At 39.5% G+C, this 23119-nt stretch carries 20 protein-coding genes; 9 read left to right on the plus strand and 11 right to left on the minus strand.

Features of this window, described 5'->3' with window-relative positions:
* Positions 1-564 precede the first annotated feature (564 nt).
* Complete coding sequence (locus OC25_RS25000; protein WP_039482617.1) at positions 565-1581, plus strand: LacI family DNA-binding transcriptional regulator; 1017 nt, start codon at positions 565-567, stop codon at positions 1579-1581.
* Positions 1582-1607: 26 nt separating this feature from the next.
* Here OC25_RS25000 and OC25_RS25005 read toward each other — a convergent pair whose 3' ends face one another.
* Complete coding sequence (locus OC25_RS25005; RefSeq protein WP_039482621.1) at positions 1608-2540, minus strand: helix-turn-helix transcriptional regulator; 933 nt, start codon at positions 2538-2540, stop codon at positions 1608-1610.
* 173 nt (positions 2541-2713) lie between these two features.
* Here OC25_RS25005 and OC25_RS25010 point away from each other — a divergent pair, with 173 nt between their 5' ends.
* Together OC25_RS25010 and OC25_RS25015 are read left to right on the plus strand one after the other, a co-directional pair.
* On the plus strand, positions 2714-4792 hold the full coding sequence (locus OC25_RS25010; protein WP_039482624.1) for a TonB-dependent receptor plug domain-containing protein: 2079 nt from the start codon (positions 2714-2716) through the stop codon (positions 4790-4792).
* A gap of 21 nt (positions 4793-4813) precedes the next feature.
* Positions 4814-5869: an HmuY family protein gene (locus OC25_RS25015; protein WP_082018715.1), complete on the plus strand. Its 1056-nt coding sequence runs from the start codon at positions 4814-4816 to the stop codon at positions 5867-5869.
* A gap of 394 nt (positions 5870-6263) precedes the next feature.
* Here the strand turns inward: OC25_RS25015 and OC25_RS25020 are convergent, their stop codons facing one another.
* The 4 genes from OC25_RS25020 to OC25_RS25035 form a co-directional block, all read right to left on the minus strand.
* Complete coding sequence (locus tag OC25_RS25020; RefSeq protein ID WP_039482627.1) at positions 6264-6443, minus strand: hypothetical protein; 180 nt, start codon at positions 6441-6443, stop codon at positions 6264-6266.
* Between the two features lie 184 nt (positions 6444-6627).
* On the minus strand, positions 6628-7212 hold the full coding sequence (locus tag OC25_RS27145) for a biliverdin-producing heme oxygenase (RefSeq protein ID WP_052266444.1): 585 nt from the start codon (positions 7210-7212) through the stop codon (positions 6628-6630).
* A 76-nt stretch (positions 7213-7288) separates the two neighbouring features.
* Positions 7289-7708, minus strand: coding sequence for a response regulator (locus OC25_RS25030; protein ID WP_039482706.1), 420 nt, complete (start codon positions 7706-7708; stop codon positions 7289-7291).
* Position 7709: 1 nt separating this feature from the next.
* Positions 7710-9923 carry an ATP-binding protein gene (locus OC25_RS25035; RefSeq protein ID WP_039482631.1) on the minus strand — a complete coding sequence of 738 codons (2214 nt, stop codon included), beginning with the start codon at positions 9921-9923 and terminating at the stop codon, positions 7710-7712.
* Positions 9924-10070: 147 nt separating this feature from the next.
* Between OC25_RS25035 and OC25_RS25040 the strand changes: the two genes are divergently transcribed.
* Positions 10071-10448: a response regulator transcription factor gene (locus OC25_RS25040; RefSeq protein WP_039482634.1), complete on the plus strand. Its 378-nt coding sequence runs from the start codon at positions 10071-10073 to the stop codon at positions 10446-10448.
* Here the strand turns inward: OC25_RS25040 and OC25_RS25045 are convergent.
* The 3 genes from OC25_RS25045 to OC25_RS25050 are packed head-to-tail and all read right to left on the minus strand — an operon-like array spanning position 10445 to position 11806.
* Positions 10445-11251, minus strand: coding sequence for a mechanosensitive ion channel family protein (locus tag OC25_RS25045; RefSeq protein WP_039482637.1), 807 nt, complete (start codon positions 11249-11251; stop codon positions 10445-10447). The genes OC25_RS25040 and OC25_RS25045 overlap by 4 nt on opposite strands.
* Positions 11252-11267: 16 nt before the next feature.
* On the minus strand, positions 11268-11420 hold the full coding sequence (locus OC25_RS28045) for a hypothetical protein (protein ID WP_156131577.1): 153 nt from the start codon (positions 11418-11420) through the stop codon (positions 11268-11270).
* 17 nt (positions 11421-11437) lie between these two features.
* Positions 11438-11806, minus strand: coding sequence for a SpoIIAA family protein (locus OC25_RS25050; protein ID WP_039482640.1), 369 nt, complete (start codon positions 11804-11806; stop codon positions 11438-11440).
* 135 nt (positions 11807-11941) lie between these two features.
* Between OC25_RS25050 and OC25_RS25055 the strand changes: the two genes are divergently transcribed.
* Complete coding sequence (locus tag OC25_RS25055; protein WP_039482642.1) at positions 11942-13060, plus strand: alpha/beta hydrolase; 1119 nt, start codon at positions 11942-11944, stop codon at positions 13058-13060.
* Positions 13061-13207: 147 nt separating this feature from the next.
* Positions 13208-15478 carry a glycosyltransferase family 4 protein gene (locus tag OC25_RS25060; protein WP_039482645.1) on the plus strand — a complete coding sequence of 757 codons (2271 nt, stop codon included), beginning with the start codon at positions 13208-13210 and terminating at the stop codon, positions 15476-15478.
* 121 nt (positions 15479-15599) lie between these two features.
* Here the strand turns inward: OC25_RS25060 and OC25_RS25065 are convergent, their stop codons facing one another.
* Positions 15600-17066, minus strand: coding sequence for a glycoside hydrolase family 130 protein (locus OC25_RS25065; RefSeq protein ID WP_039482648.1), 1467 nt, complete (start codon positions 17064-17066; stop codon positions 15600-15602).
* Between the two features lie 156 nt (positions 17067-17222).
* Here OC25_RS25065 and OC25_RS25070 point away from each other — a divergent pair, with 156 nt between their 5' ends.
* The gene (locus OC25_RS25070) at positions 17223-18344 is read left to right on the plus strand and encodes a sensor histidine kinase (protein ID WP_039482651.1); all 1122 of its coding nucleotides are present in this window, start codon (positions 17223-17225) and stop codon (positions 18342-18344) included.
* Here OC25_RS25070 and OC25_RS25075 read toward each other — a convergent pair.
* Entirely contained in the window at positions 18330-19433 is a 1104-nt protein-coding gene (locus OC25_RS25075; protein WP_039482655.1) for a metallophosphoesterase, read from the minus strand. The two genes, OC25_RS25070 and OC25_RS25075, sit on opposite strands and share 15 nt — an antisense overlap.
* Positions 19434-19584: 151 nt before the next feature.
* Between OC25_RS25075 and OC25_RS25080 the strand changes: the two genes are divergently transcribed.
* A complete protein-coding gene (locus OC25_RS25080) occupies positions 19585-20787 on the plus strand; it encodes a DUF763 domain-containing protein (RefSeq protein WP_039482709.1) in 1203 nt (400 codons plus the stop codon).
* 400 nt (positions 20788-21187) lie between these two features.
* On the plus strand, positions 21188-21322 hold the full coding sequence (locus OC25_RS28475; protein WP_280740800.1) for a hypothetical protein: 135 nt from the start codon (positions 21188-21190) through the stop codon (positions 21320-21322).
* 329 nt (positions 21323-21651) lie between these two features.
* Here OC25_RS28475 and OC25_RS25085 read toward each other — a convergent pair whose 3' ends face one another.
* On the minus strand, positions 21652-23118 hold the full coding sequence (locus tag OC25_RS25085; protein ID WP_039482657.1) for a glutamate synthase subunit beta: 1467 nt from the start codon (positions 23116-23118) through the stop codon (positions 21652-21654).
* Position 23119: the final 1 nt, after the last annotated feature.

Consider the following 23119-nt stretch of genomic DNA (forward strand, 5'->3'; position numbering starts at 1 on the left):
GTTTGCTAAAAAAAAGGACAATTGATCTAACGGAATGTGACTGTTTGTTGTAAAACGGGCTTCTACCTATCCTTATTACTGTGCTGATTATCTATTTGGTTAAAAATGTTTGGCTTTGCAAGATAGCATTTCTCACAACAAATTTACCTGTTAAAAAAACACTTAAATTTTATACCTTTGAAAAGGGTTAACATATAGCTTAGATAACTTATTGTTTCCTGCATGCAGGAATAAACCCGCTTTAACGGGAAGTGGTACGAACACTTCTCGTTTTTTTTAAAATACCCCTCATTACAAGGGGCATTTATGTTAATCATTGGGGGTGTTTCTTTATCCGCGCAAAAACCAATAATGTGCTAAAATCATTTTTTTAGTCTCCGGTAATTGCTTTCTATCTATAAATTTTATATTATTAAGTATTAATCAAACCACGGGTTTTGTGGCCCGAATGTATCGATATTTAATGCTTTGAAGAAAAGATTTGAAAGAAAAAAACAACGCAAACGTTTGATTAATTTTGTATTATTACATATTGAAGAAATTTAATGTAGTTTAGCAGTTAGAATGCAATCGAAACCAACAACCATAAAGGAAATAGCCAGAATTTTAAACATCTCGCCCTCTAGTGTATCGAGAGGACTGCATGACCATCCAAGCATTGGAGCAGTAACCCGTGAAAAAATTAAACAACTGGCCAAGTCTCTGAACTATGAGCCTAACAATGCGGCTATACTTTTTCAAAAAGGTAAAACTTATACCATTGGTGTAATTTTACCAGAACTTTCTGAGCACTTTTTCTCCATTGCCATTTCGGCAATTGAAGATGAAGCCATTAAGAAAAACTATACGGTAATCTTTGCCCAGTCGCACGATAACTACGAGCAGGAAGTTAAACTGGTAGAGAAAATGAAAAATCAACGGGTAGATGGTTTACTGGTATCCATCAGTAAAGACACCTCAAAGTTTGATCATTTTGAGAAATTAAACTCTTTCAACATTCCCGTAGTATTTTTTGACCGGATCCCTCCCTTTAAAAATGTGCACTACGTGGCCTGCAGTCTGGAAAGCGCAACCATTAAAGCCGTAAACTACCTGCTTAAAAAAGGACATCGCAGTATTGGTATGATTAATGGCCCGAGCACACTTTATGCCAGCGAAGAACGTAAAGATGGTTACATGCAAGCCATTACTTTTAACCGGTTAAAGTTCGACCCATCTTTGGTAGTAAACTGCGATTTAACCGAAGAAGGTACCATCGAAGCTGCCGAACAGTTTTTAAACCACAAAAGAAAACCAACAGCCATAGTTGCATTTAACGATTATGTGGCCTTGTTTTTAATTAAATACTTTAAAAAGTTAAACGTAATTAACGATTTCGATGTAGTGAGTTATGCCAACCTGCCCATAATCAGTTACCTGGATAATTCGCCGGTTGCCTCTGTAGAACAATACCCTTATTTACAAGGACAAAAAGCGGCTAATATCCTGCTGGATCTGATTCATAGTCCAGTTCCCGAAAACCAGGCTTATTATAATACTATTGTAGAATCTGACCTGATTATTAACGAGGTTAAGGAATAGTACATGCAAACGTTTGTGCTGAAATATTAATGCTTATTTAAACTTCCCGGCAAAACCTCATATTGTTTTTTAAATGCAGCGATAAAATGCTGTGCGTTTTTATAGCCAACAAGAAAAGCGACCTCATTAACGGCTCGCTTTTCTTTTGAAAGGTAATAATGTGCTTTTTCCATCCTGATTTTATACAGATAGCCAAATACCGTATGGCCGGTTAATACTTTAAAACCTTTTTTAAGTTTAAAATCGTTAATTCCGGCTTTACGCGAAAGTTCAATTAAAGAGCTTGGCTTCTGTAAATCGCGCTCTACCAATTGCCGGGCATAAATAATCTTTTTTAAATCTTCTTCCTTTAAAAGGATTCTCTGTTTATCCGGTTTTTGGTTACTGTGAATTACAATCAGATCGAGTATACGGGCTTCTACAAACAGGCGCTTTAGCCTACCCGAATGATTATCAAGACTAAGACTTTGCAAAATTGAATTAATTTCAGGGCTTATCGGTTCTCTTAATGGTAGAAGTGCATTGTGCTCGAAATCGCATCCCATTGCTTTTTGAAAATAAGCTTCGGTAAGCTGAATATACACGTAACTCGTTTTTTCCTGTACCCTTAAAGTAAGGCTATTTACCTTACCCAAATTAAGGTTTTGCTCGTTTCTGGTTAAGGATAAAAAATTTTGCTCCGTTTCATTGGTCGCTATCAGGCTTCCATCTAAGCAAAACAACAAACCAATGTGCGCTTGTGAAGATTCAAAGTGTAAATCTTCAGGTAAATTGTTTTCCAGGTTAACAACGCTGATGTGGATGCCTTCAAACCACATTTCTGTAATATATAAATGCGTATGTTCAGTTTTAACTGCTACAGTTGCTTCCGCGATATCCTGTACGCCTGCAAAATTTGCAGGATAAGTATTTTGATAGGCAACCGTTCCGTTTGCCTGTACCGAGAGTTTAATTTTCATTGATAAGCGGTTTTATTTCGTTTTCAAGGAGCATCTTTCCCCCTTCCCATTAACATAATTGCTAATTGCTATTCCATTTAATCCGTTTCGCGGCATTAATTATCCGTTTAACGTTATCTCCTTTTGGTGATAATGCACAAATTTGCACAATTATTTATAATTAGTCTAAATAAATGAGGATATATTTATCAATTGCCTTATCGCTTTGTGGATTTGTAACTGTGGCTCAAGAAATTAAAGTTGATACCGCAAAGGCAAATGATTTAAAAGATGTGGTTGTAACGGGTCAGTATGGCCCCAAAACGTTACGCAATTCTGTTTACAATGTACGTACTATTAATGCCGAACGGATAAAACTTAGGGCAGCCGCCAATGTGCAACAAATATTAAATACAGAATTAGGCTTTAGGTTTAGTAACGATTTAACGCTCGGCACCACTGATATACAATTAATGGGCATGACTGGTAGAAATGTTAAGATATTGTTGGATGGTGTGCCCATGGTAGATAGATCTGATACCCGCGAGAGTTTAAATCAAATCGATATTAATACGATTGAACGCATTGAGATTGTTGAGGGACCAATGTCGGTAGTTTATGGTGCAGATGCGCTTGCAGGTGTAATCAACATCATTACCAAAAATCCGGGCAAACCATTGCTAAACTTATCTGCAAGAATACAGGAAGAAACTGCAGGCAATGAATATGAAGCGATTTCGGGCAAAGGCAATCACATACAGCATATCGGTGCCAACTGGAAAAACAACAATTGGAGTGTACTGGCAGGTTTTACCCACAATGATTTTGGTGGCTGGAATTTAGCGTCCAAAACGGCAACAATAGAAGAAGTTAATGCCGTTACCAACCGTTGGAAACCAAAGGAACAGTTTTTGGGTAATGCCAAGATAGGCTACCGTTACAATAACTTTAATATCTGGTATAGGTTAGATGCCTTAAAAGAAGATATTGATGTGCGCTATGGGCTAAACCCAAACAATTATAAAGGCGTATTGCAAACTTACACCACACACAGGTATACACAGCAACTTCAATCGGAATACAAAATAAGCAACAGCTTACAATTGTCTGCCATTGCGGGCTTTACTAAACTCGACCGTGCAACCAAAACCGTGATCCATGACTTTACAAACAATACTGAAGAACTGAGCACTGGTGCCGGCGAACAGGATATTGCCAAATTTAACGCCATCAATTTTAGGGCTACAGCCATTTACACACTCAATAAAGCTGTTTCCTTTCAACCGGGTATAGAGTATAGCAGAGATGCCGCCAGCGGGCAACGCATTAAAGGATCGCCGGTGATTAATGACTACGCTGCTTTTGTTACGGCAGAAATTAAGTTAGCTGATGTTATTAATATCAGACCGGGATTAAGGTTTATCAAAAACTCCATTTACAGTGCACCACCTGTAATTCCATCATTAAATGCCAAGCTAGTACTTACAAGCGACCTGGATTTGCGTCTTGCTTATGCAAAAGGTTTCCGCTCACCAGCATTGCGGGAGCTATATTATGATTTTGTTGATGCCAGTCATAACATTTTGGGTAATCCTGATTTAAAGGCCGAAGAATCCAATAGTTTTAATGGTTCTTTAGTATGGTCTGGCATTCATGAAAATGATGTTGAATTCCGTTCTACTCTAACGGGTTTTTATAACCTGGTTAAGAACAGGATTGATTTTGGCCTTTCTCCCACCAATAATTCGGTAACCACGCTGATTAATGTGGCCCGGTACAAAACTACAGGAGGTACGCTGGATAATGTGTTCCGGTTTAAGAAGAACCTTCAGGCAAGTCTTGGCCTGTCTTATATAGGCCGATACAATGCTTTAAGTGAGGATATTAATCTTTCGACGCCAGAATTTGCCTGGGCAACGGAAGTAAATTCGAACATTACCTACACCTTACCAAAAATCAGGGGAAGCATTAGCCTGTTTTATAAATACACAGGTAGTTTACCGAGCTACCAGCTGAGCACAGAAAACAATGTATCTACAGCAAAACTGGTAAAAATCGGGGCCTTTCATACAGCAGATTTAATGTTTAACAAAAACCTGTTTAAATCGCTAACCATTAACGCGGGGATCAAAAACCTTTTCAATGTTACACAACTCACCAACAGCTCAACCGCAAGTAGTGGTGCACACAGTACAGGTGGTGCAACTGTACCTTATAGCTATGGCCGTTCTTACCTGTTAGGTTTAAGTTATAACTGGGATAAACTAAAATAAAAACAAATAATCATATACAACATGAATAAATTAAACTCAATGATTGCCATCGCTTTTTTAGCGGTAACCTTTACAGCTTGTAAAAAAGACACTGAAGAACCAATAGTTGTAGTGCCACCTTCAGATGGAAGTACTTTAACGCTTAACGGAATAGTTGGTGCAGAGGCAGTAAGTGCTGCCGGAAACAGTGTTTATGTAGATTTTAGTGCTGATAAACAAACTGCCGTTGAAAGAGATAGCTGGGATTTAGGTTTTTATTCAGGAGCAGATTTTAAAGTAATATTAAACTCAACCAATGGTGCTTCTGCTTTGGTGATTAATAAAACAGATTTAAACGCTGTAACCACTGCCGATTTTGATCCTAATGCTTTAAAAGTTGGTCAGGGACAGGATAATTTTACCATAGTAGACGATGGCAGGGAAGCTAACATTTTAAACAAAACAGCCATTGCAGCTATTTCTGCTACCGATGCCGAAAACAAAGTTTATATCATTAATAGAAAAGGCGGTGCTGCAACTGTTTTAGCTAACGATGAGCTTTACAAAATCAGGGTAATCAGAAAAGGTACAACAGGTTATACTTTGCAGTATGCGAAGGTTACTGAAACTACTTTTAAAACTTTTGATGTTACCAAAAATGCTGATGCCAACTTCCAGTTTACCTCTTTAATAAAAGGAACGGCTGTTTCTGTTGAACCTGCAAAAGCCAGCTGGGATATTGTATGGACTTACAGCATGTACTGGACTGCTACTTTCCCTTATGCATTTTCTGATTTAGTTTTCATTAACAGCTTAGGTGGAACATCAGCTGCTACTGTTGCAGTTACCGATACAAAAACTTATGCATCGTTTTCTGAAGCCGACATTGCAAGTGCGACATTTTCAACCAGCAGAGATGTAATTGGAGCAGGCTGGAGAAGCACACAACCTGCTACAGGTGCCAATGCCAAGATTTTCTATATCATTAAAGATGCCTCAGGAAATTACTATAAACTAAAATTTGTTTCGATGGGTGCGGGTGATGCAGGTACACGTGGTAAACCGGTAATTGAATATAAGCTGATTAAAAAAGGATAATCTTGAGTAAACGCTCAATCAAATAAAAAAATATGTTTTGTTAGTTGGATAGATGCTCTCCGCGATGGGGAGCTTTATCTTTTTATGGGGAGTACCTGTTAGCTAAAATCAAAATAATATGCGTCTTGCTGAACTTGTTTCAGCATCTCTAAAATAATAACCAAGAGTTCCTGAAACTCCTTTATAAATCGCCAGGTATTTAATCACATTATAAAGCTTACCAATAAGAGGTCCTGAAACAAGTTCAGGAAGACGATCTAAGCCGTACACGCCGGCGTGCCGGCAAACTTTACGAAGTCTGCCCCCGCACAGCGCCTGTTAGACTTCGTAAGGGGCTTAAACGCAAAAAGGGTTCCGGAATACCAGAACCCTTTTTGTTTCTACTCGCGAAATATTATTTGCCAGCGTTTTTCTTGTCAGTTACTTCTGCACGGATTTCTTGTGCTAAAACTTTAAGATCTTGCATTGCTTTACGCACACGAGTACCAGCAGCTGCATTGCCAGCATTATAAAATTTTTCTACATCTGCTTCAATCGCAGCAACAGCAGCTTTAACTTTTGAGAATTTTTCCATCGCTAATTGATGTTTTTAAGGTTTAAAAAATTTATTTTTTTCAATTATACATATTTACCTTGAATTTACAACAGAAAGCAAATATTAATTTAAAATAAGTTTTGCACATTTACACAAATCAAAAAAATGCCCTGGCACTATTGCAGACGTATTTTTTCAATTTTCGTAATTAAAATTCAGCAACTTAGTTAAGTTGTCTGGCCAGGTTAATGAGATTATTGAAGGTAAGATTTGCACTTTTCACACAGGCTTCGTAATCGGCCTCTGCAACGCGTTTATTGAGCACAGAAACAAAAGTTTTCCATTTTTCGCTCAATTCTTCGCCATAAACACCATAGTAATTTAAACCGGCTTCATGGCCTTCAAAATGCTTGTTGGCTAAAATATGTCGCTTAATAACATTTCCGCCCAGTGTGGCCCCTTCAAGCACATACAAGGCACCTAAAACCTCGCCCGTATTTTTTTGCGGAACAAAAAGCTCAAAATCCAAACCGGGTAAGGTTAGGCTATCAATTTGCCAGTACTCCATATCCTTTTCCAGCGCTGCAAGTTTTAATCTGCTGTTCATATCCAGCTCTTCAGCAATTCCGGCATCAAGCATGTTGCTGAGCTCATTTTCCAGCTTCTGGTGAATGATGTAATTTATGGTCAGTAATTTTTTGTATTGATCGATGCTTAAAGTGTGGTTCATGATTTCGTTAACAAACATTAACGATTCGAGGGTTTTGTGATTTTCGGAAGTTTCGGTTCTTAATAAATTGGCAATCATATAGGGTATTTAATTAATCGGAATAAAAAAGAAAAGATCCGGATTTCAAAGCCGAATCTTTTGATATGGGTTTGTATTAATTTAACCTGAGGTGCTGGTTAAACCAAAAATCATGCACGGAGTGCACACATTTTACCAGGTTATCGTAGCCACTGGGTTTTGTTAAATAGGCATTAGCCCCAAACTCTGCTGCTGCTTTAACATCTTCGGGATTATCGGATGTAGAAAATAAAATTACCGGAATGGATTTTAAGTAAGGAATATCTCTTATAAATTTCAACAAATCCAATCCTGATAAGCCCGGCAGATTTAAATCGAGCAAAATCAACTTGGGTTTAATTTTACTATCTACAAAATGTTGTAACTTCAGCAGGGCCTCACTCCCATCTTCTACAATAGTGAGATTGAGCGTATCCTTAACCTCCTGCACTGCACTCTGCATAAAGAATGCATAATCTATATCGTCTTCTACGTAAAATATATCTGGTGTTTTCATTTTACCTGTTTTTAAATGCCACATAAAAAGTAGAGCCTACGTTAAGCTTGCTGTCAAACCAAACCCTTCCGTTGTGCCGTTCTACAACTCTTTTTACAATAGCTAATCCTACTCCTGTTCCTTCTATCTCCTTCACATTATCCATGCGTTTAAACAGTTCAAATACCCTGTCATAATACCGGTTATCAATCCCTATGCCATTGTCTTTAATGGCATAAATGATTTCTTCACCATCAACATGGCCAGAGATTTCAATTCTGGGTTTCTTAACCGTTGATGAATATTTTACCGCATTACCAATCAGGTTAGTGAACACTTGTGCAATCATTGTTCTATCACCCTTTAAATTAGGCAATTGACCTAAAAACAATTCGGTTTTGTCTGCTTTAAAAGCATTCCAAACTTCGCTTTCTATTTCCTTTAACAACAAAGGCATATCAACTGTTTCAAAATTTATATCCGAACGGCCTACCCTCGCCAGATTTAAAATTTCCTTAATCAGAAAATTCATTTTATTCGCACCATGTAAAATGCGATCGAGCATCTTTTTGCCGTTTTCATCAATGCTTTTATTCTTAAGCAATAATTCGGTATAGGTCTTGATTGATGTTAAAGGCGTTCTTAAATCGTGCGAAACGGTATAGCTAAAGGTATCGAGCTCTTCGTAGGCGGCTTGTAATTTCTCATTAAGCAGCCTGATTTCGTTAGCTTTTTTATTGATATCGGTAATAATGATCTCGCGTATACGTAAAACAGAAGAAATTTCTTCAGAACGCCATTTCTCTGAGGTATTATTTACCACCTGCGACCAGATTTCGAAAGATTTTCTTGGCGAAAGGCTTAATAAGCCATTTTCATCAGGAGTTACCGGTTTCTCCGGATTACCCGCCCAGTTTACCGTGGTAATTAGCTCGGGTTTAAACCAGATAATCATTTCGCCCAGTTCTTTATTTAAAGTACAGGACAACATACCCGAGGCGATTTTTTTATACTTCTTTGCCGGGGTATATATTTCCGATAACCGGTGGGTATAATAAATAGATTCGTCGGTAGTTTGCTTTAACCACTCTGCCAATTCGCGGATATCCTCATCTGCAGGCACATCGCCAATGGTTTTCAGTTCGTTTTCGAAAATAATGGCTACGCCTGATGCAGTTGTAGCGTTTAAAATCGTTCTTTTATGCCCGGTTATGGCCTCAATTAAATACTTATCGCGGGTTAAATGCTCTGAAAGTACATTCGCCGTATCTTTAAAGAGCTCAACTATTTCTGCTTCTTCTTCATCCTGACGGTATTCTAATGCCGACGACAGGATTTGTCCGATAAGCTTAGAGCCTTCACGGGCTTTGTAATCGATAAATTTCGGGCTATAGTTATGGCAGGCAATGAGCCCCCACAACTCGCCATGCGAAATAAGCGAAATGCTGAAACTCGATTGAACGCCCATGTTTTTTAAATACTGGATGTGGATGGGCGAAACAGCCCTTAGGCCCCCATTGGTTAAATCGAGCGGTTCATTCTCTTTAAAGGTGATGATGGGTGCATCGGGTTGATTTACATCTGCTATTAAACGGGTAAGGTTAAGTTTATAAAGCTCCCGGGCTTGTTTAGGAATATCGGAAGCAGGGTAATGCAAGCCAAAAAAAGGTTCTAATTCAGGTTCTTTTTCTTCTGCAACTACCTCGCCATGCCCATCATCTAAAAACTTATAAATCATAATCCTGTCGTAATTGATCAGTTTCTTAACTTCAAGCGCAGCACCACTTAGCAAAGCAGAAACGTTTTTGCCCTGAAGCATGGCTGATGCTGACCGGCCAATTGAACTTTGTATATCGAATTGCAGGGTTACCGGCTCAAACTCCAGTAACCAATCGTTTACGGAAGCAGAAATGATGAGATAAAAAGGATTGCCATTCAGCTCTACCGGGTGCGGACTAATGGCATCGAAATTATTACGGATAATCCCCAGTTTAAGGAGATCTTCGATATTAAACTCAGGATCTTGTTGCCTGATGTAAGCATTAACCGTTGCAAGCGGTTTATTTAATAAGTTTTTAGGCTGCTCATTCAAAAAATCTCCTGCATTTTCGCTGATATAGTTTATCGCAAGATTTTGTTTATCAACGGCTATCAGAAAACCATGCGACTGAATTTTACCAGGAATGTGAATGGGCTCTTTATCACAATTGGTTAAGTCGACAGAAAATTTATTCATATGTAAGAGATAAGACAAGAAATTTGAATTTACGAATTAACAAATATTAAGTTTATTTTCGGCATGTAGTAGGAATTAGATAAATTCAGTTTTAAGGATTGTTTTTTATCCTATATTTGTTCCGACTTATTAAAAACTATCCCAACTTTGGCAAAAAAAAACATATTGGTTATCGAAGATAACCATGCAATCCTTGATGTTATTACCCTGATTTTAGAAAGCGAAGCTTTTAACGTAGCCGGTTTAAACAAAGGCGCAGACTTCATCAGTCACGTACACGATTTCAATCCCGATGTGATTATTATGGACATTATGTTGCCAGATACCGATGGAAGGCTACTTTTGAAAGAAATTAAGGCTACATCAACCACACAGCATATTCCGGTTTTAATGATTTCGGCACGTTACAATGCTACCAATTATAGCCTCGATGATGTAACTGCTGATGATTTTATGGCCAAACCTTTTAACATCGATGATTTGATGGATAAAATTTACGCCTTACTCAAAAAAGGAATAAACTAATCAGACATACCCGGTAATTTTATTCCACCTAGTTTTAAGTTTTTCATCAACTCCTCCTGAAAAGATAATTTTGTATCGGTAAACCCATGTGCATTTACCCAAATATTGAAAATTACCTTAAAACCACTTTCCTCTAAAACGGATACACCTATCCGCCGTTCGGGTGTTTTTAAACAGGCTTTAAATTCATCGACCGTTTTGTTAAAAACTGCCACAATTTTATCGTAATCTATACCATAACTAAATTTCATTTCTATATCTACGCGCCTGCTGCCTTCCCTGCTGATATTGATGATCACTTCGTTTGATAATTTACCATTTGGAATAACCACCGTGCGGTTATCGAATGTTTTAACTATGGTGTAAAAAATCTGGATGGATGTTACCGTACCTTCCTGCCCCTGTGCAATAATGTTATCGCCTACCACAAAAGGTTTCAACAATAAAATAAGTACGCCGCTGGCAAAATTCTGTAACGTACCCGATAGTGCCAAACCTGCAGCTACACCAATACCGCCAATTAATACAGTTAAGAAAGTAAGCTGAACGCCAATTATCTGCATTACGGTTAATACCAGTAAAATACGCAGGGTAATTAAAATTAAGCTGCTAAGAAAAGGGCGAAGTGATGGGTTTATATTTTTACGGAGCATTCCCTTTTCCATCCATCTTCCCAGCAGCTTAATGAGCCATAATCCCAAAATAAGTATGGCAATGCCCAATATTACCGAGGGGCCTTTGGTTATAATCCAATCGTAAGCTTTATTGTAAAACCGGTTGAGGTTATCGGTATCTAAAGTCATAAACTGATGCTAAAAATTATGGTTTCTTATGTTTTACCGGAGCGTTTTTAGTTACCTCTACTTTTTTGGCATCTTTGGCTGATGTTACTTTTTCATCAGCTCCTTTCGCTTTTGCATGTTTCGGCGCGGTAGCCTTGCTACTTTCGGCCGGGGTTTTAGTATTTTTCATAGGTATAATGTATAATATCAATCGTTGCTGATTAACCAATCTTTGGCAGTTTCAATTTCATCGGGTTTAAAACCTTTAGAAGCGCCGGGGGTAGCCACAGTAAAAATATCGGTAAACCACTCTACCCCTTTTTCGGCAGTTACAACCGCTATTTTTTTCCATTTGGTAAAATTTTGCAAGCCTGCTTTGGCATCCTGTATCCATGCACCCGCTGTAAAATTTTTAACATCGGTATCCAACACCAGCAGGTACCTGATTTCTTTAAATTTGTCGGCTGTACGTTTAAGCCCCGGCAACAATACGTGCTTAATATCCTCACTGGTAACTTCGCCTGTTGCCCTTACCCCAAAAACCTGATCGGGTAAGCCTGTTATTTCTGCTAACATAATTTCAATTTGTAATAAGAACACCTCAAAAGTTAAAGATGTTTGAATTTTGATCAGATTCTACGAGGTTGTAAGGCTGTAAAAACCGTTAACTGCTTCTTTCTGTTATAGAAACGACACTAATAAATTTAACTCATGAAAATCAGACTACTGAAAAACACCGCTTTTTTACTCACCGGAACCATGCTGTTGTTCGCTTGTAACAGCAATACCAAAACAACCGTTACGAGCGACACTACCCTGACCGATTCTACTGCTGCTGCCAGCTTAAAGCCTGCGGGTCCGCCACCCGAATGGGGTAAAACCATAAAACCAGAAATGCAGGCGGTTATCGAAAAATTAAGCAGTTATGGCGATAAACCTATCGAAACACTCAGTGCAACCGAGGCGCGTAGAAACCATACCCCAACCAATGCAGTTATGGATTTGATTGAAGAAAACCGAATCACCATACCCGCACCGATGGTTGATACTACAGGAAAAGATATCGCTGTTAATGGTGGCAAAATACACCTGCGGATTTATACCCCAAAAACAGGAAACGGTCCATTTCCGCTTATTGTTTACTACCATGGCGGAGGTTTTGTAATTGCAAACCTCGATGTTTATAATGCTTCGGCACAAGCTTTGGCAGAGCAGGTTGGCGCAATAGTTGTTTCTGTAGCTTATCGTCTGGCACCCGAAAACAAATTCCCTATAGCCCATAACGATGCTTTTGCTGCTTACGAGTGGGTGATTAAAAATGCTTTTGATTTAAAAGGCGATCCGGGAAAAATTGCCGTAGCAGGTGAAAGTGCCGGCGGAAATTTAGCTGCAAATGTATCGGTAATGGCCCGCGATAAGCAGATTATGATCCCCGTACATCAGCTCCTGGTTTACCCCATTGCCCAGGCCGATATGAATACGCTTTCTTACAAAACCTACGAAAAAGCTAAACCTTTAAACAAGGCCATGATGGGCTGGTTTACAGAAAAATATTTGAATACGATGATTGAGGCACAGGATCCTAAAATTTCGCTGGTAAATGCCAATTTAAAGAGCTTGCCTCCAACAACCATCATTACTGCCGAAATAGATCCGCTGCATGATGATGGTGTTATGCTGGCCGATAAACTTAAAGCTGCCGGCGTAAAGGTATACAGTAAAAATTACGAAGGTGTAACCCATGAGTTCTTCGGCATGGCCGCTGTTGTACCAGAAGCAAAAGCGGCACAAGCTTATGCTGCCGATCAGTTAAAAACGGCTTTTAAGTAAATTATAAGATAATGGAGCGGGATTACAACTCCGCTCCACATCGTTATCAAGCTCGATATCGCTTAAGCATATTTTATTCAATTGCTAAAAACACAAACTATTTGAGTTTAACAATGTTGTTTAAATACTAATCTACCCGAAATACCTATGAAAATTGCCTATATTTCTACCTGTCCCCCTCGCGAATGCGGCTTAGCAACATTTAACCATAACTTAGCTACTGCTTTAAATTTAAACGCAGACTACAACCCTGAAAAAAGTTTTGTGGTTGCGCTTAACGAATCAGATGACATTCATGAACATGATTATGGCAAGGAGGTTAAATTTGTTATCAGGCAACAAAACCAGCAGGATTATATTGAGGCAGCCGATTTCATTAATAACAGTGAGGTCGACACCTGTATTATAGAGCACGAGTTTGGCATATATGGCGGCAATAGCGGGGTATTTTTACTATCGTTGGTTAACAGGTTAAAGAAACCTTTTATTATCATTTTACATACTGTTTTAAAGGAGCCGAACTATATGCAGCTTACCATTTTAAAGCAGCTTGCATTAAAGGCTGCTAAAATTGTGGTAATGAGCAAAAAGGCCGTGATGTTTTTAACCAGTATCTACCATATTCCAAAAACGGCTATCCGCTTAATTGAACATGGCGTGCCGGATTTAGAACCCATCGTTAATAATGAGATTGCTAAAAGCAACTTATTTAAAGGCCGTAAGGTATTGTTTACTTTCGGTTTAATTAGCCGTAATAAAGGTTTGGAAACAGTTATCAAAGCACTTCCTACTATTGTAGCACAGCACCCAGAGGCTTTGTACGTAATTCTGGGTAATACCCATCCGGGTGTGGTTAAACACAATGGCGAAGAGTATCGTGATAGTTTAAAAGCCCTTGCAAAAGAATTGGGCGTAGAAAATAATATCGCTTTCGTAAACAAATTTGTATCAGAAAACGAATTGCACCAGTATTTAACCGCCTGTAGCTTGTACATTACCCCCTATTTAAACGAAGCGCAGATTACCAGCGGAACATTATCATATGCCATTGGCGCTGGTGCAGCAGTGGTATCAACCCCTTACTGGCATGCCAAGGAGCTGCTGGCAGATAACCGCGGCCGGTTATTTGATTTTAAAGATGATGCACACCTGGCCAACATTGTAAACGAACTGCTCAGCGATAAAGATACCTACAGGCAACTTAAGCAAAATGCCTATAACTATGGCTTGAATTTACGCTGGCCTGCTATTGGCCGTGTATATCTTGAAACTTTACGAGAAGCATTAACAGCCAAAAAAAAACCGGAAAGAACTATTCCACCAATTATAGATGTAGAGCAAATGCCTGCACTTAACCTCAGTCATATTGCCTTGCTGACAGATGATACCGGAATTATCCAGCACGCCCGTTTTGGAATACCCAACCTGAAAGAAGGTTATTGTATTGATGATAATGCAAGGGCACTAATTATGTCGCTGATGGCTTGTGAGTATGACAAAAACCCTTATGCCTTAAAATTTATGCCTGTTTACCTCAGCTTTATCCAGTATATGCAGGTTGAGGATGGCAATTTCCGTAACTTTTTAAGTTTTAACAGGCAATACCTGGATGAAATTGGCTCGGAAGACTCGTTTGGACGCACAATCTGGGCACTTGGTCAATTAATTTGTAGTGCCCCTAATAATTCTTACCGCGAGTTTGGACGCGAGCTTTTCTGGCATGCAGTTCCACATTTTAAAAAATTAAATTATATCCGCGGAAAAGCCAATACGCTTATTGGTTTGGCTTACTACCTGTGTGCACATCCGGGCGATGAACTGATTGTAAATGAAATTAATCAATTGGCCAACTCTTTAATTTCGTCGTACCAGCAAAATAAAGATGGAGACTGGCACTGGTTTGAAGATATTTTAACTTATGATAATGCTATTTTACCTTTGGCTCTGCTGCATCATTACGAAGTAACCGGGCATGCAGCATCATACCAAACAGCGATGGAAAGCATCGCATTCTTAAATACATTTTCTTTTCAAAACGGATACCTTAATCCGGTAGGAAATGCAGGCTGGCTAAAAAAGCATGGTAAAAATCCTGTTTACGATCAGCAGGCCATTGAAACTATGGCCATGGTATTACTTTATGCCAAAACCTTCGAGATTACCAAAAACAATCATTACCTGAGTTTAATGCATACGAGTTACGAATGGTTTTTGGGTAAAAACAGCCTGCACATTCCGTTGTATGATTTTGAAACCAATGGATGTGCCGATGGATTGCAGTTTAACAGTGTAAACAGAAACCAGGGCGCCGAAAGTACATTGGCTTATTTTATTTCGCATTTGGCCATACTTAAAGCTGCAGAGGCAGAGTACGAAACTTTATCGTCGCCTTTGGTAGAGGTTGATAAGTTTAGTTAGGCTTATTTACTATCAATCTTGTGCTTGCAAAACCAATCTCCTATGCAGATTGCTTCAGCTCGCACAGCCCTGCTTCGCAATGACGGGTTTTTCTTGTCTTGGGTTACCACGATGGATAATTTTAATTATTCTCCAGTAACCGGTTTAGCAATAATTCTAAATTCACGGTAGCAAATGATGAACTGTAATCTGATAATCCGTAAGGAATAATCAATTCGCCATTGCTGATTATTGAACCACAAGAGTAAACTACATTGGGTACATAACCTTCGCGTTCATCGCCATTCGGGATAATTAACGGTTCTTTTAAATGACCAATTTCTATTCGTGGATCTTCCAGATCGAGCAAGCTTGCGCCGATGCAGTAGCGTCGCATAGGCCCTACTCCATGTGTAATTACAATCCAGCCTTTTTCTGTCTCGATAGGCGAACCACAGTTGCCAATTTGTACCAGTTCCCAATCATAACGTGGCTGTTTTAATAAGATCGGGTTCTCCCAAACATTAATCTTATCCGAAAACATCAGGTAATTGTTCCAGCCATCAATCCGGCTCATCATCACAAACTTCCCATTAATTTTTCTTGGAAATAATCCCAGATTCTTGTTCTGGGCACCGTCTCCATATAATGGAATAACTTTAAATTCATAAAAATCTACTGTCTGCACCAACTTGGGGATTATCAGTGAGCCATCAAAAGCTGTGTAGGTAGCATAATAAACTATCTTACCGTCGTCTTTAACAAATTTTACAAAGCGTGCATCTTCAATGCCTTTGCGTTCAAATTCAGAAATCGGAAAAATAACGCGGTCAGAAATGTCGGTATCTTTTGAAAAACTGATCGTATGGTAAGTATCAGAAAGCCAAAGTACTTTATCGTATTCAATCAGCCGTGTTGGGTTTTCTTTATGCAGGCTTTTAGAATCTTTAATGATATTACTCAGACTGGTGTACTCAAATTTATCATCCAGTTTGGCTTCAATTTCTTCCAGAACGGAAGGATCGATCTGCGCATAAGCCGCTTTCTTTAAAAAGAGCTTTTTAGCGTAAATGGCATTTTTAACCACTTCGGCCTCATCTACATAATTACCTACCGGTAAAACCTGAATATTATTGTTTTTATCAATTAAGGCCCTGCGAAAAACAATAGATGAAATATGCCCCTCACCCACAGCTCTAAAACTTATGATTACCCTTTTTTCTCCCTCAACCAAATCAGTTTGGTCGGGATCTTCTACAATACTGGGATTAAAAAAAGCAGCCGATTCGATTGAATATTCGTGCGTAAAATAAGCACCAATTAATAAACGGGTATATTCATCAATATGCTCTAAAGATACACCAAGTGCGGTAAACTGTCTTTTTAACTTTTTACAATGCCGCAATAAAATTTTGGTAATATTACGGTGCCTTTTAGAATATTCCTGTAAAATTGGGGAGATGAGCGAAAAAACTTTTTCATCTGAAAACAACAGTACTTTCTTAATTACTTCAAGGGCACGTTCTTCTCCGTTATAAAAAAATCTGGCAATTACTCTTTTGGTATCGGGGTTTACCTTAACTGGCTTACGTTCAATATATAATCTCATTACCTAATTAATTTGGTGATCGTTAAACTCTTATCATCACTCATCTGCAACTTTATATTAACTAATTTGGCCACTTAATTGTTTATAAAATTTACCGGTTTTAATCATAATCTTTACCTTTATCGCACAATCCCTTAACTCAAAACAATCCCGGCGATGCATAGTGAAAAAGTAATTGAAAATACCAATCCCCAATACGAAGCACTGCGCTTAGCTAAACTTACACAATACGAAATTTTGAATACTACAGCTGAGCACGCTTTCGATAAGATAGCACAGCTGGCTGCCGGTATATTTAATGCCCCTGGCGCAGGGATCTGTTTTGAAGGCGCCGAGTCAGTCTTTCAGAAATCAACAATTGGTAATCCGCCCGTTAAGCCACAATTGCCACTCTACGATATTTTTAAGGTTATAACTGAAACCAATGCCACACTTGTTACAGCTCCACTGCATTCACCAGAGGGCTATCTGTTAGGCGTAATTTATGTTTCAACTCCTGAAACCTTACAACCAAACGAAACGCAGATCAATATGCTCAAGCTGCTGGCCGAAATGGTAATGGAAAAAATGGAATTGAGAATGTCGACGCGCAATGCTTTCAGGGCTTATGATGACCGCTTGCATGTCCTTATTCACGATCTGAAAAACCCGATGACTACCATTTCCCTCCAATCAGAGCTAATGGGCAGAATTCCTGCTATTGATGAAAAAGCGGTATTAATTGCAGGTAAAATCAATGCACAATCGAAAAAGATGGTTGATAGTTTAAATGAAATTTTAAGTCCGGCAAAGAAAGCAGCGATAGCCTATAAGCCGGAGAAAGTTAAGATTGATTTAAAAACAGTAATAGAAACGGCAAAACAGAACTTCGATAGACAGTTAAAAATCAAAAATCAATCAATATCGATCCTTATTGATGAGCCTTTGGTATTGTTTGGAGATACAAATAAACTGAGTGTAATTTTTAGCCAGCTGCTGGATAATGCCATCAAATTTTCTCCTATTGGCACAGAAATAACCATTTCACATCAGCTTAACCCTACGGAGCTTACTATTGCGATAAAAGATCAGGGCGTAGGTTTGACTAAGGAGGATCTGGAGAAGATTTTCATCAAATTTGCATCATTAAGTGCTAAGCCAACACATCAGGAAAGTGCCAATGGTTTGGGCTTAATTACAGCCAGTGCATTTGCAGATATGCATAAAGGAAAAATCTGGGCCGAAAGCGAAGGTAAAAACCTGGGCACTACCTTTTATTTACAACTACCGCTTAGGTAAATCTGTTTCAACCAGCAGATCCAGCTTCATTTCTTCGAGCACAATCCTTTCTGAATGAGCTGTTTTATGGCACGACCACTTAATTAAGCGGATTAAACCGTTTTCAATCTCAATACCGGTAATATCGCCATCGTTAAAACAACAGCAGCCACTGTTAAAGTAATTGGGCTTGTATTTTCTAAACCTCGGAGGTTTATCACCGGCTCGTGTTTGCTTAACCAGTTCAGCGTTTAAAGCGGCAATAGCTTCCTGGTTATTATCTCTTTTGGCTTGCTGCAGTTTGAGATAAATTCTTTCTAAATGCGTTAAGGAGGCAAAAACCGCCTGGTGGGTATGGCCGGTAATCAGCACCTTATTGGTTTGGCTAACCACCCAGCTATACATCATAATGTTATGTGCAGTTTTAAGCTGATTATCGTAAGCGGGTGTATTGGGATTAATTCGAAGGTAGGCCTGCAGTGGAGCCCATATGGTGCTCACAAACCATTTGCTAAACCAGTTTCCATCGCTTTGCAAATCGCCCTGATGACCATGTGTAAGAAAAATATCAAGCAATTGAGCGCCTATGGGCATGCGCAATATGGCGCCTTCATAAATCGGTATTTTTTTTCCGTAAATACGGTTTAAATTAAAGCCAGCCAATGGATCGTTATCCCAGTACAGATCGTGGTTACCAAATATTTTGGTAAACATGCCTTTGTTTATAAAAATCTTTTCCGCTTCGAATGTCTTTTTATTATGTCTGATCACTGATTCCATTAAATTTTTCCAAAGCTCTTCGCTATCACCTAAATTGATGTAATGGAAATCGTTTATAGCATAATGTTCAAGTGCTTTGAGATAGTTCTCTTCAGCCAGGGTAAAATCGTCGGCAAAATCGCGGGCACCTTTATGCTGGTCTGAAAGAATGATAAACCTATCAGCCGCTGTTATGTCCAAAATTGGACCACGCTTACCCGGCGTTTTAACAATGGTTTTGAAAAGCTTGTTTAAAGCACCGTGTATGCGCCTGCGATTGGGTCGCGAGCTGTATTTATTAGACATACGGATAATCCAATTGCTTAATAAACGTTGAAGAAATTTGCGCATCTGCTGGGTTAATTATAGGCCTCCGGTTGAAGATAACAAAATATAAGACCAATCGTTTAGCAGGCAACGAAGTTTTTGATTTCTGTGACTTCTGTGTATCCGTGGCAAAAACGACAACTTTTCTTAAATATTTTTACTAAATTTGTTAGCATTGAAAAGATCAGGAAGCGCAGATTTACCTTTACACTATGGCCACGTTCCGCCCTGGCTGGCGCAGCGTATGGCCAAACTGGGCCTTGCTATTACCGAAGCTATTTTAGCAGAATACGGCAAGGCAGAAGTGATACGCCGCTTAAGCAGTCCGTTTTGGTTTCAAAGCCTGGGTGCGGTAATGGGCATGGACTGGCATTCATCAGGCATAACCACTTCAGTTATGGGGGCTTTAAAAAAAGCGATTAATCCGCTTTCTAAAGAGCTGGGCATTTACATCTGCGGCGGCAAAGGGAAATTAAGCAGAGAAACACCTAACGAGCTTTTGCGCATAGCTGAAAAAACCGGACTCGATGGCCAAATGCTGGTAAGATCGAGCAAGCTCAGTGCAAAAGTTGATAATACTGCAATTCAGGATGGTTTTCAGCTTTACCTGCATAACTTTATTTTAAGCAGTGAGGGCGATTGGGCAGTGGTGCAGCAAGGTATGAGCGATTTTAGCAGTACAGCCAGGCGATACCATTGGCATTCTGAAAATTTAAAGTCTTTTGTAGAAGAGCCACACACCGGAATTTGTGGCATTAACCAGGGAAAAATATTAAACCTCACCGCCACCGGGGCAAATCCCACACGTGAAGCCATGATGGACTTAACCAGCGAAACCCCTTCCAGGATGATGGCCGAAATACAAAAACTGGTACTCCCCAATCATCATGAGGTAAAAGCCAAAGATGTTGATTTAAAAAGATTGGGTAGCATTTTGTGGCTGGCACAAGAGAAAAGGCCTGATAATTTTGAAGAGCTACTTTTATTGGAAGGCATGGGACCGCGCACCTTACAATCAATGGCTTTGGTTAGCGAAGTTATTTATGGTACCCCCTCCCGTTTTACTGATCCGGCCCGGTTTTCTTTTGCACATGGAGGCAAAGATGGTCACCCTTTTCCTGTTCCGGTAAATGTTTATGATGAAACGATAGGCTTTTTACGCCAGGCTGTAGAAAAAGCAAAAATTGGAAATACAGATAAACAGGAAGCCATAAAATCTTTGCACCGAATTGCCAGCCAAGCAGAAAAGGACTTTACACCCAATATGGATTTTGAAAAAGTGATTGAGCAGGAAAGAAAAGACAGCTGGAAGTATGGTGGTAGAACAGTTTTTGGAAAAGAGCAACCGCCGAAGAATGATCAGCTGAGCTTGTTTTAGATGAGATAACAATAATAGCCACGGAGACCAGAATACACGGAAAATATCTTTATTTCGCCTAAGTCTACTGGTCGGTGTCCTCACCGACCAACTTTCAACATCTGTTTGCCTGATAAAAATACCAATCGATAACATTCCGTGATAATCTGTGCATCCGTGGCAGGAATTAATGCTATTTCGGTTGGTGCAGACACCAACCGATAGGATGACAATGGTGGCCACTGCGTGCTGAAAACATAGGAAGTATTATCTATCTCGCCTACTGGTCGGTGCCCTCACCGACCAGCTTTTAACACCTATTTGCCTGATAAAAACACCAATCGATAGCACTCCGTGATAATCTGTGCATCCGTGGCAAGAAATAATGCTATTTCGGTTGGTGCGGACACCAACCGATAGGATGAAGGACTTTACACCCAATATGGATTTTGAAAAAGTGATTAAACAGGAAAGAAAAGACAGCTGGAAATATGGTGGTAGAACAGTTTTTGGGAAAGAGCAACCGCCCAAGAATGATCAGTTGAGCTTGTTTTAGGGGTTCATTGTTTGCTGAGATACCACCGCATAAATTAACAATTTGTTTGGTGAGTCACACAACATGGAATTAGGATAAAAACAATAGCCACGGAGACTCAGAATGCACGGAAAACACCTTTCGTCTACTGCTAGATGTCCTCACCGACCAGCTTTTAACACCTATTTGCCTGATAAAAACACCAATCGATAGCACTCCGTGATAATCTGTGCATCCGTGGCAAGAAATAACTATTTCGGTTGGTGCGGACACCAACCGACAGCAATCTCTTTAAACAAAAAAGGTCGTGGTTTGCACCACGACCTTAAAAATATAGAATTTAAAACCTACTAAGCATAAGCAATTGCATCTCTCGATGCCAGTTTGGTTGCTCCCATTAAGTATTCATCTACTTTACGGGCAGCTTCCCTACCTTCTGAAATGGCCCAAACTACTAAAGATTGTCCGCGACGAACGTCGCCAGCTGCGAAAATCTTAGCAATATTGGTTTGATAAGTGTGCTCAGATGCCTTCACGTTTCCGCGGCTATCTAATTCAACACCTAATTTTTCAATTAATCCCTCTTTTTGTGGATATAAGAAACCCATTGCCAGAAGCACCAATTCGCAAGGTAATTCTTTTTCTGATCCAGGAACTTCTTTAAAAGTAACCGGACGACCGTTAGCATCAATCTCCCATTCTACATCTACCACCTTTAATGCTTTCAGGTTTCCGTTTTCGTCGGCAATAAAGTTTTTGGTATTTACTGACCATGCTCTTTGCGCACCTTCCTCATGCGATGAAGTATTTTTCAATAACATCGGATAAGTTGGCCAAGGCATATTTTCGCTGCGCGTTTGTGGCGGCATCGGCATAATTTCGAACTGGGTTACCGATTTTGCACCATGACGGTTTGAAGTTCCGATACAATCTGAACCGGTATCACCACCACCAATCACAATCACATTTTTACCGGTAGCCATAATATCTTCGCTATCTACCTTACGGTTAGCCACACGCTTATTTTGCTGTTTTAAGAAATCCATTGCAAAATGAACGCCTTTAGCCGAACGGCCATCAATTGGCAAATCGCGCGGAATGGTTGAGCCTCCAGCCAAAACAATGGCATTAAAATCTCTCAATAAAGTACCAATCTCTACGTTCTCGCCAACATTGGCATTGCATTTAAAGATAATTCCTTCTTCTTTCATTAAATCGATACGGCGATCGACTACATTTTTCTGAAGTTTAAAATCAGGAATACCGTATCTCAATAAACCACCTGGTGCATCATCACGTTCGAAAACGGTTACTTCATGACCAACCTTATTTAATTGAGCAGCAGCGGCTAATCCTGCCGGACCTGAACCAATAACTGCAACCTTTTTACCAGTTCTGATTAATGGAGCTTTTGCTTTGATAAATCCTTTTTCGAAAGCAATTTCGATAATGTGTTTCTCAATTTCCTCAATAGAAACCGGCGGACGGTTAATACCCAGTACGCATGCCGACTCGCAAGGTGCCGGACAAATCCTGCCGGTAAACTCAGGGAAATTGTTGGTGCTTAACAAAATGTTGGCAGCCTGCTCCCATTTGCCCTGATAAACGGCATCGTTAAATTCAGGTATTACGTTACCCAGCGGGCAACCCGATTGGCAAAAAGGTACGCCGCAATCCATGCAGCGTGCAGCCTGGTTGTTTAATTCTTGTGCGGGTAATTCATTTAAAAATTCCCCATAGTGTTTTACACGCGTTACAGCCTCTTCTCTTGTGGGCGCAACTCTATCGTATTCTTGAAATCCTGTTACTTTTCCCATG

This window comes from Pedobacter kyungheensis (genome assembly GCF_000812965.1).
Classification (GTDB): domain Bacteria; phylum Bacteroidota; class Bacteroidia; order Sphingobacteriales; family Sphingobacteriaceae; genus Pedobacter; species Pedobacter kyungheensis.

Coding starts and splice junctions, on each gene's coding strand:
- OC25_RS25000 (WP_039482617.1), top strand. CDS start 565: ATGCAATCGAAACCAACAACCATAAAGGAAATAGCCAGAATTTTAAAC.
- OC25_RS25005 (WP_039482621.1), bottom strand. CDS start 2,540: ATGAAAATTAAACTCTCGGTACAGGCAAACGGAACGGTTGCCTATCAA.
- OC25_RS25010 (WP_039482624.1), top strand. CDS start 2,714: ATGAGGATATATTTATCAATTGCCTTATCGCTTTGTGGATTTGTAACT.
- OC25_RS25015 (WP_082018715.1), top strand. CDS start 4,814: ATGAATAAATTAAACTCAATGATTGCCATCGCTTTTTTAGCGGTAACC.
- OC25_RS25020 (WP_039482627.1), bottom strand. CDS start 6,443: ATGGAAAAATTCTCAAAAGTTAAAGCTGCTGTTGCTGCGATTGAAGCA.
- OC25_RS27145 (WP_052266444.1), bottom strand. CDS start 7,212: ATGATTGCCAATTTATTAAGAACCGAAACTTCCGAAAATCACAAAACC.
- OC25_RS25030 (WP_039482706.1), bottom strand. CDS start 7,708: ATGAAAACACCAGATATATTTTACGTAGAAGACGATATAGATTATGCA.
- OC25_RS25035 (WP_039482631.1), bottom strand. CDS start 9,923: ATGAATAAATTTTCTGTCGACTTAACCAATTGTGATAAAGAGCCCATT.
- OC25_RS25045 (WP_039482637.1), bottom strand. CDS start 11,251: ATGACTTTAGATACCGATAACCTCAACCGGTTTTACAATAAAGCTTAC.
- OC25_RS28045 (WP_156131577.1), bottom strand. CDS start 11,420: ATGAAAAATACTAAAACCCCGGCCGAAAGTAGCAAGGCTACCGCGCCG.
- OC25_RS25050 (WP_039482640.1), bottom strand. CDS start 11,806: ATGTTAGCAGAAATAACAGGCTTACCCGATCAGGTTTTTGGGGTAAGG.
- OC25_RS25055 (WP_039482642.1), top strand. CDS start 11,942: ATGAAAATCAGACTACTGAAAAACACCGCTTTTTTACTCACCGGAACC.
- OC25_RS25060 (WP_039482645.1), top strand. CDS start 13,208: ATGAAAATTGCCTATATTTCTACCTGTCCCCCTCGCGAATGCGGCTTA.
- OC25_RS25065 (WP_039482648.1), bottom strand. CDS start 17,066: ATGAGATTATATATTGAACGTAAGCCAGTTAAGGTAAACCCCGATACC.
- OC25_RS25070 (WP_039482651.1), top strand. CDS start 17,223: ATGCATAGTGAAAAAGTAATTGAAAATACCAATCCCCAATACGAAGCA.
- OC25_RS25075 (WP_039482655.1), bottom strand. CDS start 19,433: ATGCGCAAATTTCTTCAACGTTTATTAAGCAATTGGATTATCCGTATG.
- OC25_RS28475 (WP_280740800.1), top strand. CDS start 21,188: ATGAAGGACTTTACACCCAATATGGATTTTGAAAAAGTGATTAAACAG.
- OC25_RS25085 (WP_039482657.1), bottom strand. CDS start 23,118: ATGGGAAAAGTAACAGGATTTCAAGAATACGATAGAGTTGCGCCCACA.